Source organism: Mycobacterium sp. NGS58 (genome assembly GCF_059812385.1).
In genome coordinates this window covers 51,831-66,053 of record NZ_JCALCO010000025.1, presented here as the reverse complement: position 1 = coordinate 66,053, position 14,223 = coordinate 51,831, and the positions used below count along the sequence as shown (strand labels likewise).

9 protein-coding genes and 3 rRNA genes are annotated in these 14,223 nt (G+C 62.3%); 7 read left to right on the top strand and 5 right to left on the bottom strand.

What is annotated here, in order from left to right; genetic code table 11:
* Nucleotides 1–10: 10 nt before the first annotated feature.
* Entirely contained in the window at nt 11–595 is a 585-nt protein-coding gene (locus AC5Y4H_RS21240; RefSeq protein WP_499984700.1) for a cob(I)yrinic acid a,c-diamide adenosyltransferase, read from the bottom strand.
* Nucleotides 596–663: 68 nt separating this feature from the next.
* On the opposite strand from AC5Y4H_RS21240, the gene murA reads away from it, so the two are divergent.
* The 4 genes from murA (at nt 664) to rrf (ending at nt 7,403) form a co-directional block, all read left to right on the top strand.
* On the top strand, nt 664–1,917 hold the full coding sequence (murA, locus tag AC5Y4H_RS21235; RefSeq protein WP_499984698.1) for a UDP-N-acetylglucosamine 1-carboxyvinyltransferase: 1,254 nt from the start codon (nt 664–666) through the stop codon (nt 1,915–1,917).
* Nucleotides 1,918–2,278: 361 nt separating this feature from the next.
* Nucleotides 2,279–3,809: ribosomal RNA gene (locus tag AC5Y4H_RS21230) — 16S ribosomal RNA — on the top strand.
* A 283-nt stretch (nt 3,810–4,092) separates the two neighbouring features.
* Nucleotides 4,093–7,202: ribosomal RNA gene (locus AC5Y4H_RS21225) — 23S ribosomal RNA — on the top strand.
* 88 nt (nt 7,203–7,290) lie between these two features.
* Nucleotides 7,291–7,403: ribosomal RNA gene (rrf, locus tag AC5Y4H_RS21220) — 5S ribosomal RNA — on the top strand.
* Together the 16S, 23S and 5S rRNA genes form the textbook arrangement of a ribosomal RNA operon.
* 59 nt (nt 7,404–7,462) lie before the next feature.
* On the opposite strand, the gene AC5Y4H_RS21215 is transcribed toward rrf, so the two are convergent.
* From AC5Y4H_RS21215 to AC5Y4H_RS21205, 3 genes are all read right to left on the bottom strand, one after another.
* Entirely contained in the window at nt 7,463–7,966 is a 504-nt protein-coding gene (locus AC5Y4H_RS21215; protein ID WP_499984696.1) for a methylated-DNA--[protein]-cysteine S-methyltransferase, read from the bottom strand.
* Nucleotides 7,963–9,450, bottom strand: a complete 1,488-nt coding sequence (locus AC5Y4H_RS21210) for an AlkA N-terminal domain-containing protein (RefSeq protein WP_499984693.1) — start codon at nt 9,448–9,450, stop codon at nt 7,963–7,965. Before AC5Y4H_RS21210 ends, AC5Y4H_RS21215 begins: the two co-directional genes overlap by 4 nt.
* A gap of 280 nt (nt 9,451–9,730) precedes the next feature.
* The gene (locus AC5Y4H_RS21205; protein ID WP_499984691.1) at nt 9,731–11,341 is read right to left on the bottom strand and encodes an adenylate/guanylate cyclase domain-containing protein; all 1,611 of its coding nucleotides are present in this window, start codon (nt 11,339–11,341) and stop codon (nt 9,731–9,733) included.
* A 45-nt stretch (nt 11,342–11,386) separates the two neighbouring features.
* Between AC5Y4H_RS21205 and nucS the strand changes: the two genes are divergently transcribed.
* Entirely contained in the window at nt 11,387–12,058 is a 672-nt protein-coding gene (gene nucS, locus AC5Y4H_RS21200) for an endonuclease NucS (RefSeq protein ID WP_499984689.1), read from the top strand.
* 22 nt (nt 12,059–12,080) lie between these two features.
* Nucleotides 12,081–12,389, top strand: a complete 309-nt coding sequence (locus tag AC5Y4H_RS21195; protein ID WP_499984687.1) for an Rv1322 family protein — start codon at nt 12,081–12,083, stop codon at nt 12,387–12,389.
* Between the two features lie 6 nt (nt 12,390–12,395).
* Here AC5Y4H_RS21195 and mce read toward each other — a convergent pair whose 3' ends face one another.
* The gene (gene mce / locus AC5Y4H_RS21190; protein ID WP_499984686.1) at nt 12,396–12,863 is read right to left on the bottom strand and encodes a methylmalonyl-CoA epimerase; all 468 of its coding nucleotides are present in this window, start codon (nt 12,861–12,863) and stop codon (nt 12,396–12,398) included.
* An 89-nt stretch (nt 12,864–12,952) separates the two neighbouring features.
* On the opposite strand from mce, the gene AC5Y4H_RS21185 reads away from it, so the two are divergent.
* Entirely contained in the window at nt 12,953–14,134 is a 1,182-nt protein-coding gene (locus AC5Y4H_RS21185; RefSeq protein WP_499984684.1) for an acetyl-CoA C-acetyltransferase, read from the top strand.
* The last annotated feature ends 89 nt before the right edge of the window (nt 14,135–14,223 follow it).

Genomic DNA, 14,223 nt, shown 5'->3' with positions numbered 1-14,223 from the left:
AGCCGCCGGGCTAACTCGTGGTGGCATTCTCGCCACCCGGTTTCCACAGCACGTCGCCGTCGGGGTTGGCGACGCGCGACAGGATGAAGAGCAGATCCGACAGGCGGTTCAGGTATTTCGCGGGCAGGACGTTGACCTGCCCGGGTGCGGCCTCGACGGCCGCCCACGCCGAGCGTTCGGCCCGACGGACCACGGTCCGGGCGACGTGCAGAAACGCCGACAACGGCGAACCACCCGGCAGCACAAACGAATTGAGCTTCGGTAACGACTCGTTATATGCGTCACACCATTTCTCGAGCCGATCGACGTAGGGCTGGGTGACGCGCAGCGGCGGATACTCGGGGTTCTCGACGACGGGAGTCGACAGATCCGCGCCGGCATCGAACAAATCGTTCTGGATCTGCCGCAACACGGAAGTGAGCTTCTCGTCCGGCTGACCGACGGCGACGGCTACGCCGATCGCCGAGTTCGCTTCGTCGCAATCGGCGTAGGCCACCAGCCGAGGATCGTTCTTGGAAACCCGCGAGAAGTCAGTCAATCCCGTCGTGCCGTCGTCGCCGGTTCGCGTGTAGATGCGAGTGAGGTGTACAGCCATGAGCAAACCGTACTCGGGTGTGGGTTGGCTGACTGACAAGCCGATACCGCTTCACTAGACTGACGCGGGTGGCTGAGCGATTCGTGGTGACCGGCGGCAACCGGTTGTCGGGCGAAGTCGCAGTCGGGGGCGCCAAAAACAGCGTCCTCAAGCTGATGGCCGCGACGCTGTTGGCCGAAGGCACCAGCACGATCACCAACTGCCCGGACATCCTGGATGTGCCGCTGATGGCGGAGGTGCTGCGCGGCCTGGGCGCGACCGTCGAATTGGACGGCGATGTCGCCCGGATCACCTCTCCGGACGAACCGAAATACGACGCGGACTTCGCCGCGGTCCGACAGTTCCGCGCCTCGGTGTGCGTGCTTGGACCGCTGGTCGGCCGGTGCAAACGCGCCCGCGTCGCGCTGCCGGGCGGCGACGCGATCGGCTCACGCCCGCTGGACATGCATCAGGCCGGTCTGCGCCAACTCGGTGCGCAATGCAACATCGAGCACGGATGCGTAGTGGCACAAGCCGATACGTTGCGCGGCGCGGAGATCCAGCTGGAGTTCCCCTCCGTGGGAGCCACCGAAAACATCCTGATGGCCGCGGTCGTGGCAGAGGGCGTCACAACCATCCACAATGCGGCGCGCGAGCCCGACGTCGTGGACCTGTGCACGATGTTGAACCAGATGGGCGCGCAGATCGAAGGCGCGGGTTCGCCGACGATGACCATCACCGGCGTTCCCAAGCTGCACCCGACCGAGCATCGCGTGATCGGGGATCGCATCGTCGCCGCCACCTGGGGGATCGCCGCCGCGATCACCCGCGGGGACATCACCGTGACGGGTATCGATCCTGCGCACCTGCAGGTGGTGCTGCACAAGCTGCACGACGCGGGCGCGACCGTCACCCAAACCGACGAGAGCTTCCGGGTGACGCAGTACGAGCGCCCGAAGGCCGTCAATGTGGCGACCCTGCCGTTTCCCGGCTTTCCTACCGACCTGCAGCCGATGGCGATCGCCTTGGCCTCGATCGCGGACGGCACGTCGATGATCACCGAGAACGTATTCGAGGCGCGCTTTCGATTCGTCGAAGAAATGATTCGCCTCGGCGCCGACGCGCGGACCGACGGGCATCACGCCGTCGTTCGGGGCTTACCGCAATTGTCGAGCGCACCGGTGTGGTGCTCGGACATTCGGGCGGGAGCCGGCCTGGTGTTGGCCGGGCTCGTCGCCGACGGAGACACCGAGGTCCACGACGTCTTCCATATCGATCGCGGCTACCCGCTGTTCGTGGAGAACCTGGCGATTTTGGGAGCGGAGATCGAGCGGGTACAGTAACCAAAGTCAGTGCCCCACAAGCGCGGTCACCAACGCGAAGGTGGACGAGATCGGGGCCTTGACTCCCTCGCTGGATTGGTACTAGCCTGGCACGGCTGCTCCCGAGACGGTCTCTAGAAGATCAAAACTGGGAGTTGACTAACCTGCCCGACCTGTATTAAGCTGGCAGGGTTGCCCCAAAACGGGCGAAACAAGTGTTGTTTGAGAACTCAATAGTGTGTTTGGTCTTTTTATTTGTTGTTGTTTTTTTGGCCATACCTAAACACTCCCCGTGTGTCGGTATGGCCGTATTTGATGCCAGTTTTTGGCGTCTTGTCAGGTATCTCTAATTTGAAATTCGCCTCGTTCTTCGAGGAGTTTTTGTTTGGAGAGTTTGATCCTGGCTCAGGACGAACGCTGGCGGCGTGCTTAACACATGCAAGTCGAACGGAAAGGCCTCTTCGGAGGTACTCGAGTGGCGAACGGGTGAGTAACACGTGGGCAATCTGCCCTGCACTTCGGGATAAGCCTGGGAAACTGGGTCTAATACCGGATAGGACCTTTAGACGCATGTCTTTTGGTGGAAAGCTTTTGCGGTGTGGGATGGGCCCGCGGCCTATCAGCTTGTTGGTGGGGTGATGGCCTACCAAGGCGACGACGGGTAGCCGGCCTGAGAGGGTGTCCGGCCACACTGGGACTGAGATACGGCCCAGACTCCTACGGGAGGCAGCAGTGGGGAATATTGCACAATGGGCGCAAGCCTGATGCAGCGACGCCGCGTGGGGGATGACGGCCTTCGGGTTGTAAACCTCTTTCACCATCGACGAAGGTCCGGGTTTTCTCGGATTGACGGTAGGTGGAGAAGAAGCACCGGCCAACTACGTGCCAGCAGCCGCGGTAATACGTAGGGTGCGAGCGTTGTCCGGAATTACTGGGCGTAAAGAGCTCGTAGGTGGTTTGTCGCGTTGTTCGTGAAATCTCACGGCTTAACTGTGAGCGTGCGGGCGATACGGGCAGACTAGAGTACTGCAGGGGAGACTGGAATTCCTGGTGTAGCGGTGGAATGCGCAGATATCAGGAGGAACACCGGTGGCGAAGGCGGGTCTCTGGGCAGTAACTGACGCTGAGGAGCGAAAGCGTGGGGAGCGAACAGGATTAGATACCCTGGTAGTCCACGCCGTAAACGGTGGGTACTAGGTGTGGGTTTCCTTCCTTGGGATCCGTGCCGTAGCTAACGCATTAAGTACCCCGCCTGGGGAGTACGGCCGCAAGGCTAAAACTCAAAGGAATTGACGGGGGCCCGCACAAGCGGCGGAGCATGTGGATTAATTCGATGCAACGCGAAGAACCTTACCTGGGTTTGACATGCACAGGACGCGTCTAGAGATAGGCGTTCCCTTGTGGCCTGTGTGCAGGTGGTGCATGGCTGTCGTCAGCTCGTGTCGTGAGATGTTGGGTTAAGTCCCGCAACGAGCGCAACCCTTGTCTCATGTTGCCAGCGGGTAATGCCGGGGACTCGTGAGAGACTGCCGGGGTCAACTCGGAGGAAGGTGGGGATGACGTCAAGTCATCATGCCCCTTATGTCCAGGGCTTCACACATGCTACAATGGCCGGTACAAAGGGCTGCGATGCCGTAAGGTTAAGCGAATCCTTTTAAAGCCGGTCTCAGTTCGGATTGGGGTCTGCAACTCGACCCCATGAAGTCGGAGTCGCTAGTAATCGCAGATCAGCAACGCTGCGGTGAATACGTTCCCGGGCCTTGTACACACCGCCCGTCACGTCATGAAAGTCGGTAACACCCGAAGCCAGTGGCCTAACCCTTGGGAGGGAGCTGTCGAAGGTGGGATCGGCGATTGGGACGAAGTCGTAACAAGGTAGCCGTACCGGAAGGTGCGGCTGGATCACCTCCTTTCTAAGGAGCACCACGAAAAGCACTCCAAATGGTGGAGTGCGAGCCGTGAGGGGTTCTCGTCTGTAGTGGACGGAAACCGGGTGCACAACAGCAAATGATTGCCAGACACACTATTGGGCCCTGAGACAACACTCGGTCGATCCGTGTGGAGTCCCTCCATCTTGGTGGTGGGGTGTGGTGTTTGAGTATTGGATAGTGGTTGCGAGCATCTAGATGAACGCGTAGTCCTTCGTGGCTGACGTGTCCATCGAAAATGTGTAATTTCTTTTTAACTCTTGTGTGTAAGTAAGTGTTTAAGGGCGCATGGTGGATGCCTTGGCATCGAGAGCCGATGAAGGACGTGGGAGGCTGCGATATGCCTCGGGGAGCTGTCAACCTAGCATTGATCCGAGGATTTCCGAATGGGGAAACCCAGCACGAGTGATGTCGTGTTACCCGTATCTGAATATATAGGGTGCGGGAGGTAACGCGGGGAAGTGAAACATCTCAGTACCCGTAGGAGAAGAAAACAATTGTGATTCCGTCAGTAGTGGCGAGCGAACGCGGAACAGGCTAAACCGCACGCATGTATAACCGGGTAGGGGTTGTGTGCGCGGTGTTGTGGGAGTGATATGTCTCAGCTCTACCTGGCTGAGGGGTAGTCAGAAAGTGTCGTGGTTAGCAGAAATGGCCTGGGATGGCCTGCCGCAGACGGTGAGAGCCCGGTACGCGAAAACCCGTCACCTACCTTGTATCAGTTCCCGAGTAGCAGCGGGCCCGTGGAATCTGCTGTGAATCTGCCGGGACCACCCGGTAAGCCTAAATACTTCTCGATGACCGATAGCGGATTAGTACCGTGAGGGAATGGTGAAAAGTACCCCGGGAGGGGAGTGAAATAGTACCTGAAACCGTGTGCCTACAATCCGTCAAAGCCTCCTCGTGGGGTGATGGCGTGCCTTTTGAAGAATGAGCCTGCGAGTCAGGGACACGTCGCGAGGTTAACCCGTGCGGGGTAGCCGCAGCGAAAGCGAGTCTGAATAGGGCGCATCCCCTTTGGGGTGTAGTGGCGTGTTCTGGACCCGAAGCGGAGTGATCTACCCATGGCCAGGGTGAAGCGCGGGTAAGACCGCGTGGAGGCCCGAACCCACTTAGGTTGAAGACTGAGGGGATGAGCTGTGGGTAGGGGTGAAAGGCCAATCAAACTCCGTGATAGCTGGTTCTCCCCGAAATGCATTTAGGTGCAGCGTTGCGTGGTTCACCACGGAGGTAGAGCTACTGGATGGCCGATGGGCCCTACTAGGTTACTGACGTCAGCCAAACTCCGAATGCCGTGGTGTAAAGCGTGGCAGTGAGACGGCGGGGGATAAGCTCCGTACGTCGAAAGGGAAACAGCCCAGATCGCCGGCTAAGGCCCCTAAGCGTGTGCTAAGTGGAAAAGGATGTGTAGTCGCAGAGACAACCAGGAGGTTGGCTTAGAAGCAGCCACCCTTGAAAGAGTGCGTAATAGCTCACTGGTCAAGTGATTATGCGCCGATAATGTAGCGGGGCTCAAGCACACCGCCGAAGCCGCGGCACATTCACGTCTACGTGGATGTGGGTAGGGGAGCGTCCCCCATTCAGCGAAGCCTCCGGGTAACCGGTGGTGGAGGGTGGGGGAGTGAGAATGCAGGCATGAGTAGCGATAAGGCAAGTGAGAACCTTGCCCGCCGTAAGACCAAGGGTTCCTGGGCCAGGCCAGTCCGCCCAGGGTGAGTCGGGACCTAAGGCGAGGCCGACAGGCGTAGTCGATGGACAACGGGTTGATATTCCCGTACCCGTGTATAGGCGTCCCTGATGAATCAGCGGTACTAACCACCCAAAACCGGATCGACCATTCCCCTTCGGGGGCATGGAGTTTCGGGGCTGCGTGGGACCTTCGCTGGTAGTAGTCAAGCGATGGGGTGACGCAGGAAGGTAGCCGTACCAGTCAGTGGTAATACTGGGGCAAGCCTGTAGGGAGAGCGATAGGCAAATCCGTCGCTCATTGATCCTGAGAGGTGATGCATAGCCGATTGAGGCGAATTCGGTGATCCTCTGCTGCCAAGAAAAGCCTCTAGCGAGCACATACACGGCCCGTACCCCAAACCAACACAGGTGGTCAGGTAGAGAATACCAAGGCGTACGAGATAACTATGGTTAAGGAACTCGGCAAAATGCCCCCGTAACTTCGGGAGAAGGGGGGCCGGAATACCGTGAACACCCTTGCGGTGGGAGCGGGATTCGGCCGCAGAAACCAGTGGGTAGCGACTGTTTACTAAAAACACAGGTCCGTGCGAAGTCGCAAGACGATGTATACGGACTGACGCCTGCCCGGTGCTGGAAGGTTAAGAGGACCCGTTAACCGTAAGGTGAAGCGGAGAATTTAAGCCCCAGTAAACGGCGGTGGTAACTATAACCATCCTAAGGTAGCGAAATTCCTTGTCGGGTAAGTTCCGACCTGCACGAATGGCGTAACGACTTCCCAACTGTCTCAACCATAGACTCGGCGAAATTGCACTACGAGTAAAGATGCTCGTTACGCGCGGCAGGACGAAAAGACCCCGGGACCTTCACTACAACTTGGTATTGGTGTTCGGTACGGTTTGTGTAGGATAGGTGGGAGACTGTGAAGTACAGACGCCAGTTTGTATGGAGTCGTTGTTGAAATACCACTCTGATCGTATTGGACACCTAACGTCGAACCCTTATCGGGTTCACGGACAGTGCCTGGCGGGTAGTTTAACTGGGGCGGTTGCCTCCTAAAATGTAACGGAGGCGCCCAAAGGTTCCCTCAACCTGGACGGCAATCAGGTGTTGAGTGTAAGTGCACAAGGGAGCTTGACTGCGAGACTTACAAGTCAAGCAGGGACGAAAGTCGGGACTAGTGATCCGGCACCTCTGAGTGGAAGGGGTGTCGCTCAACGGATAAAAGGTACCCCGGGGATAACAGGCTGATCTTCCCCAAGAGTCCATATCGACGGGATGGTTTGGCACCTCGATGTCGGCTCGTCGCATCCTGGGGCTGGAGCAGGTCCCAAGGGTTGGGCTGTTCGCCCATTAAAGCGGCACGCGAGCTGGGTTTAGAACGTCGTGAGACAGTTCGGTCTCTATCCGCCGCGCGCGTCAGAAACTTGAGGAAACCTGTCCCTAGTACGAGAGGACCGGGACGGACGAACCTCTGGTATACCAGTTGTCCCACCAGGGGCACGGCTGGATAGCCACGTTCGGACAGGATAACCGCTGAAAGCATCTAAGCGGGAAACCTTCTCCAAGATCAGGTTTCTCACCCTTTTAGAGGGATAAGGCCCCCCGCAGACTACGGGTTCGATAGGCCAGACCTGGAAGCCCAGTAATGGGTGCAGGGAACTGGCACTAACCGGCCGAAAACTTACCAACACACAATCGCAACCACGGTCCAGTTCAGCGGCAATTCGCCGCAGAACATTCGACGCCACACCCCCCACCAAACAAATTTAAATAGAGTTACGGCGGCCACAGCGACAGGGAAACGCCCGGTCCCATTCCGAACCCGGAAGCTAAGCCTGTCAGCGCCGATGATACTGCCCATACGGGTGGAAAAGTAGGACACCGCCGAACATACACAAAAACACCCCCGGCAACGGGGGTGTTTTTGCATTCGCACATTATGCGTGCCTTTAATCGAACAGCGTCAATTCCGGATGGACCGTCGCGTGGCTGCGCTCCATCTGGAGAAGAGTTCGCTTTCGGTCGAGTCCGCCTCCGTAGCCGGTAAGACTGCCATTGGCGCCGATGACCCGGTGGCACGGGACGACGATCGCGATCGGGTTGTGTGCGTTGGCCAAGCCCACCGCGCGAGCGGAACCGGTGGCCCCGATCTGGTCGGCGATCTGTCCATAGGATCGCGTCTCCCCGTACGGGATGGTCAGCAGCGCCTGCCATACCCTGCGCTGAAATTCGGAGCCGCGCAGGTCGAATTCGAAGTCGAAGTCGGTGCGCTCGCCGGCGAAATACGCGCCGAGTTGCTCGACGGCATCGCCGAACGCCCGCGGATTCGGTGACCAGTCGGTGCGACTCGGCTCGTACGTCTGGTCGACCATGCGCAGATTCGTGAGCACCGAGCCGCGACCGGCCAGGGTCAGCAGTCCGATCGGGCTGTCGATGGTGCGGTACTCGATCATGCGACCTCCTGTGGCGGCCATTGGTTTACCGGATGCTCGAGAGTGGTCCAAAGGTATTGGGTGGCATAGGAACGCCAGGGTCGCCAACGCGCGCTGCGCGCGACGAGCGAGCGTTCGTCGGAGGGCAGACCCAGCTGTTTGGCGGCCAGACGTAGGCCCAGATCACTGGCGGGGAACGCGTCGGGGTCACCGAGGCCGCGCATCGCGATCACTTCCGCCGTCCAAGGGCCGACCCCGGGCAAGGCGAGCAATTGCGTTCGGGCGCTTTCCCAGTCGCATCCGGCGCTCAACTCGACACTACCGGCGGCGAGGCCGGCGACCAGAGCGCTCAGTGTCCGTTGCCGGGCCTTGGGCACCGCCAGATGGATGGGATCGATGTCCGCCAGCTGCTCAACGGATGGGAAGGTGTGGGTCAAGGATCCCTCGGGATCGTTGATCGGCTGCCCGTAGGCGGCGACCAGGCGGCCCGCATGAGTGCTCGCCGCCTTGGTGGACACCTGCTGGCCCAGCACTGCGCGCACCGCCAGTTCGGCTTCGTCAATCGTGCGTGGGATCCGCTGCCCCGGCGCCTTGGCGACGACGGCGCAGAACTCCGGGTCGTCGCTCAGGGCTTCGTCCACCGCATCCGGGTCGGCATCGAGATCCAGCAGTCGCCTGCACCGCGCGATAGCCGTTGTCAGACCACGAAAGTCGTCGAGCATGAGCACGCACCGCACATGGTCGACGGCGGGGGTCAGGGTGACGATTGCGTTGCCGAACGGAAGCCGCAGACTGCGCCGGTAGGCGCCGTCGCGGACCTCCTCGCAACCGGGCACCGAGCTGGCCGCCAGATGGCCGAAGACACCGCCGTAGGCGAAGGGCGTGCGTACCGGGAGCCGAAGGCACACGGTGCCAGGGGAATTCGGGCTCGAGCCGGAGCGTGCCGTGGCGCGCTGGCGCAGCGCGCGCGGTGTGTTCTCGAAGACGGAGCGCACGGTGTCGTTGAACTGACGGATGCTGGAAAAACCGGCGGCGAATGCGACGTCGCCGAACGGCAGGTTGGTGGTTTCGATCAGCACCCGGGCGGTCTGCGCCCGCTGCGCGCGGGCCAGCGCAAGGGGGCCCGCCCCGACTTCGGCCTGTAACAGCCGCTCCAGTTGCCGGGTCGTGTAACCGAGGTGGGCGGCCAGGCCACCGACGCCTTCGCGGTCCACCGTCCCGTCCGCGATCAGCCGCATCGTTCGCGCCACGACGTCACCGCGCACATTCCACTCCGGAGAACCGGGGGACGCGTCGGGGCGGCACCGCTTGCACGCTCGAAAGCCCGCTCGCTGAGCGGCCGCCGCCGTCGGGTAGAACCGCACGTTTCGCGCGAACGGTGGCCGCACCGGGCAACTGGGCCGGCAGTAGATGCGGGTGGTCAGGACTGCGGTGACGAACCATCCGTCGAACCGGGCGTCCTTGGACTGGACGGCCCGGTAGCAGCGTTCGAAATCGTCATGCACTCCTCCAGACTTACACCCGCCCACCGACAAAACTGGCGGAAAAGCGACATCGTCGTGGAAGCGGGGTGACGCACTGATCCCGATGGAAGGCGCCGGCGGCGGACGGACGTGGCCGTCGCCGGGTCACCTAGCGCGACGGCGCGTGGCAGCGGCAGGCCCTCGATAGCGGCAGACCGACCGACCCGTGCCGCGGCGCCGCTCGTTCATCTCGCGAGCAGATGAAGTATCGAGCGGAAGTTATGTGGTTGTCGCTGAGCCTAATCCGGTGCAAACCGATCATTCACGAGTCGACGGGCGACGCCAGTCGGGTGGGACGCTCATGTCCGCGCAGGGTCACGGTGTCGCCCAACGACCAACGCTCCCGCTCGTCTTCACTGGCATGCTCGACGGCATCGGCCGTCGCGAGGAGCCGGCTCGAGCGCGACTTGGCGAGCTCACAGAGCCGGGCCGCCTCGTTGACCGGTTCACCGATCACGGTGTATTCGAAACGCTCCCTGGCGCCGACGTTTCCGGCGACGGCACGTCCCGCCGCCACACCAATGCCGGCGGAGAGCTCAGACATTTCATTGGACAGTCGCTCGGTGATGCAGCGGGCGGCCCCGAGTGCCGCGTCCTCTGGGCTGTCCAGGCGGTTCGGTGCTCCGAAGATGGCCAGCGACGCATCGCCCTCGAACTTATTGACCAGCCCGCGATGTCGGTCCACCTCTTCGACGACGATCGCGAAGAATCGGTTAAGCACACTGACGACTTCGGATGGTGGGCTGTTCGTCACCAACTGCGTGGATCCGATGATGTCGATGAATACGACGGCGACGTGGCGTTCCTCGCCGCCGAGCTTCGGCCGTTCACGTTCTGCGGCAAGGGCGACTTCGCGGCCGACGTGCCGGCCGAAAAGGTCGCGCACCCGTTCGCGTTCGCGCAAGCCGTCCACCATTGCGTTGAAACCGCGTTGCAGCTCACCGAGTTCGGTTCCGTCGAACACCACCAGGTCGCCCCGAAGGTTTCCGCGCTCGACGCGACGCAGCGCGTCGCGGACGACTCGCACCGGGGTCGCCGTGAGCCACGCAAGGATCCACATCAAGACGCAGCCGAAGATGAGTGTGGCGATCGAGACGATCAACACGCCGACTGCGAACTGCGTCTCGGTCAGGTTGCGCATCATGATCTGGAAGCTCGCCAGGAAGGCGATGCCGAGGACGGGCATGCCCGAGCCGACGAACCAGACCATCATGGTTCGGCCCATGAGACCCGCCGCCAACCGGCGCGGCGGCGGTCCCGCCTCGAGCGCCTGGGCCGCCACCGGCCGCAGCGCGAACTCGGCGAGCAGGTAGCTGCCGGTGGCGACCAGGACGCCGCAGATGGTCACCGCGACCAGGAAGCGCGGAATGAAGAGTGTGTTGGCCATGCCGAAGAGGGTCGTGAAGACCACCGCGCCGATGCCCCATAGGACGAGGTCGAAGACGGCGATCCGCCAGGGAGCGAGGAACGTATTGCGTTCATCCTCGGGATTGGGAGCGCGCTCCTCGATCGCCCAGCGCAGCGCGATGACCGTCCGGCGGGTGATCCAATAGGTGCCCACGGCCAGGGCGAGGGCGATGTACGCCGGTGAGGCTACCCAAGTGATCCACGCCGGCGCGTCGTCGAAAACGCTCGGTTGGGGAATGGCGACCGTCACGATGAGCAAGGCGACGGCGATGCCGATCAGGTTGGCCCCCAGGACGAGGACCGTCATGATGACCTGAATGCGGATGCGGCGGCGCCGCTGGCTTTCCGACACCCGGCCCAGCAACAGGGAGCCATATGCCGGGGTTTCCGGCAGCCGGCCGCTCTGACGGGTGACTCTTTCGAGCACCCTGCCCAGGCGTTTTGCAATGTTCTGGTTGGCCAACATGGTGGCGTCAGCCTATGTCGTCGGCCAGGCTCTAAGGTGAGTCGGGTGCGTCTCGTGATCGCTCAATGCACCGTTGACTACGTCGGCAGGCTCACCGCGCATCTGCCATCCGCCCGCAGGTTGCTGCTGTTCAAGGCCGATGGATCGGTCAGTGTGCACGCCGACGACCGCGCCTACAAGCCACTGAATTGGATGAGCCCGCCGTGCTGGCTGACCGAGGAGACCGGTGACCAGGCCCCGGTGTGGGTGGTCGAGAACAAGGCCGGCGAACAATTGCGCATCACCGTCGAGGAGATCGAGCACGATTCGAGCCACGAGCTCGGCATCGATCCCGGGCTGGTCAAGGACGGCGTCGAGGCACACCTGCAGGCACTGCTCGCCGAGCACGTGCAACTGCTGGGCGAGGGATACACGCTGGTTCGCCGCGAATACATGACGGCGATCGGCCCGGTCGACCTGCTCTGCCGTGACGAACGCGGCGGCTCGGTGGCGGTGGAGATCAAGCGTCGCGGCGAGATCGACGGCGTCGAACAGCTCACCCGGTACCTGGACCTGCTCAACCGCGACACGGTGCTCGCGCCGGTCAAAGGGGTGTTCGCCGCCCAGCAAATCAAGCCGCAGGCCCGCACGTTGGCCGTGGACCGCGGAATCCGTTGTCTGACATTGGATTACGACAAGATGCGCGGGATGGACAGCGACGAGTATCGGCTGTTCTGAGGGTCGCGATTAAAGTGGACCCATGGCTCGGCGCCGCACTCCGCCACGTCGGCAGCGGCCGTTGGCGCCGCCCCCGCCATTGCGCCGGGTGGAACTCGGGCCCGATGGCCGCGAGTACGAAGTCCGTCCCGTCCCGGCGGCCCGCGCGGTCAAGACCTACCGGTGCCCCGGCTGCGATCACGAAATACGCTCCGGCTCAGCACATCTGGTGGTATGGCCGATCGGCGCGACCCTCGCCGAAGGTCGGGGTCACGTCGAGGACCGCCGACATTGGCACACGCCGTGCTGGGCGCACCGCGCTACCCGCGGTCCAACCAGGAAGTGGTCGTGAACGGTCTCAGGCGCCCGGTTCGACGAGTTCGATGAGAACGCCGCCGCCATCCTTGGGGTGGATGAAGTTCATCCGGGAGTTTGCCGTACCGCGTCGTGGTGCGTCGTAGATCAGCCGCACACCTTGCTCGCGAAGCTGTTCCGCAAACGTGTCGAGGTCACTGACCCGAACGGCCATCTGCTGGATGCCCGGACCGCGCTTGTCGAGGAACTTCGCGATCGTCGAGGACTCGTCGATCGGGGCCATCAACTGGATCTGCGCGGTGCCCGACGGGGCGCCGCGCACAGCCAGCATGGCTTCGCGGATTCCCTGCTCCTCGTTGACTTCCTCGTGCACCAGGATCATGCCGAGGGTGTCGTGGTACCAGGTGATGGCGGCGTCCAGGTCGGCGACTGCGATGCCGACGTGATCGATCGCCGTGACCAGTGAGGTGGCCAGGATCTGACGGGCGTCAACTTGATCGGTCGTCATCACATAACGGTAACCTGGCGGCAAAGATTGCGCTTCTCCGGGATGCTGAAACGGCCATCGAGGGAGCGCCTAGTAGGCCTTAGGAGATAGTCATGACGACGTCGGTGATCGTTGCTGGAGCCCGGACACCCATCGGCAAGTTGATGGGTTCGCTGAAGGACTTTTCCGCCAGCGATCTGGGGGCGATCGCGATCGCCGGCGCGCTGGAAAAGGCCAAGGTTCCGGCCTCCGCGGTCGACTACGTCATCATGGGCCAGGTGCTGACGGCCGGAGCCGGTCAGATGCCGGCACGCCAGGCGGCCGTGGCGGCCGGCATCGGCTGGGATGTTCCGTCGCTGACGATCAACAAGATGTGTCTGTCCGGTATCGACTCCATCGCCCTGGCCGACCAGCTCATCCGCGCCGGCGAGTTCGACGTGGTGGTGGCCGGCGGCCAGGAGTCCATGACCAAGGCCCCTCACCTGCTGATGGACAGCCGCTCGGGCTACAAGTACGGCGACGTGACGGTGCTCGATCACATGGCCTACGACGGTCTGCACGACGTGTTCACCGACCAGCCGATGGGGGCGCTCACCGAGCAGCGCAACGACGCCGACAAATTCACCCGGCAGGAGCAGGACGAGTTCGCTGCGCGGTCCCATCAGAAGGCGGCCGCGGCATGGAAGGACGGCGTATTCACCGACGAGGTGGTGCCGGTCAACGTGCCGCAGCGCAAAGGTGATCCGCTGCAGTTCACCGAGGACGAGGGGATCCGCGCCAACACCACCGCCGAGTCGCTGGCCGGCCTCAAGCCGGCTTTTCGCCGCGATGGGACCATCACCGCCGGTTCGGCCTCCCAGATCTCCGATGGCGCGGCCGCGGTCGTCGTGATGAGCAAGGCCAAGGCTCAAGAGCTCGGATTGACCTGGCTGGCCGAGATCGGCGCGCACGGTGTGGTGGCCGGACCGGATTCTACCCTGCAGTCCCAGCCGGCCAACGCGATCAAGAAGGCGATCGGCCGTGAGGGCATCTCGGTTGACCAGCTCGATGTCATCGAGATCAACGAGGCGTTTTCCGCGGTGGCGCTCGCGTCGACCCGTGAGCTGGGCGTGAATCCCGACCTCGTCAACGTCAACGGCGGCGCGATCGCCGTGGGCCACCCCATTGGGATGTCGGGAGCGCGGATCACGCTGCACGCCGCCCTGGAGTTGTCCCGACGCGGCTCCGGATACGCCGTCGCCGCCCTGTGCGGGGCCGGCGGGCAGGGCGACGCCCTGATTCTGCGCGCGGGTTAGCCAAGTCAGGGGTTCGCGCCGAGGTTGCTGGCGCGACGCGCCGATGTCGAAGTGTGATCTTCGTCATATTTGCCGTCCATGATTCCGCC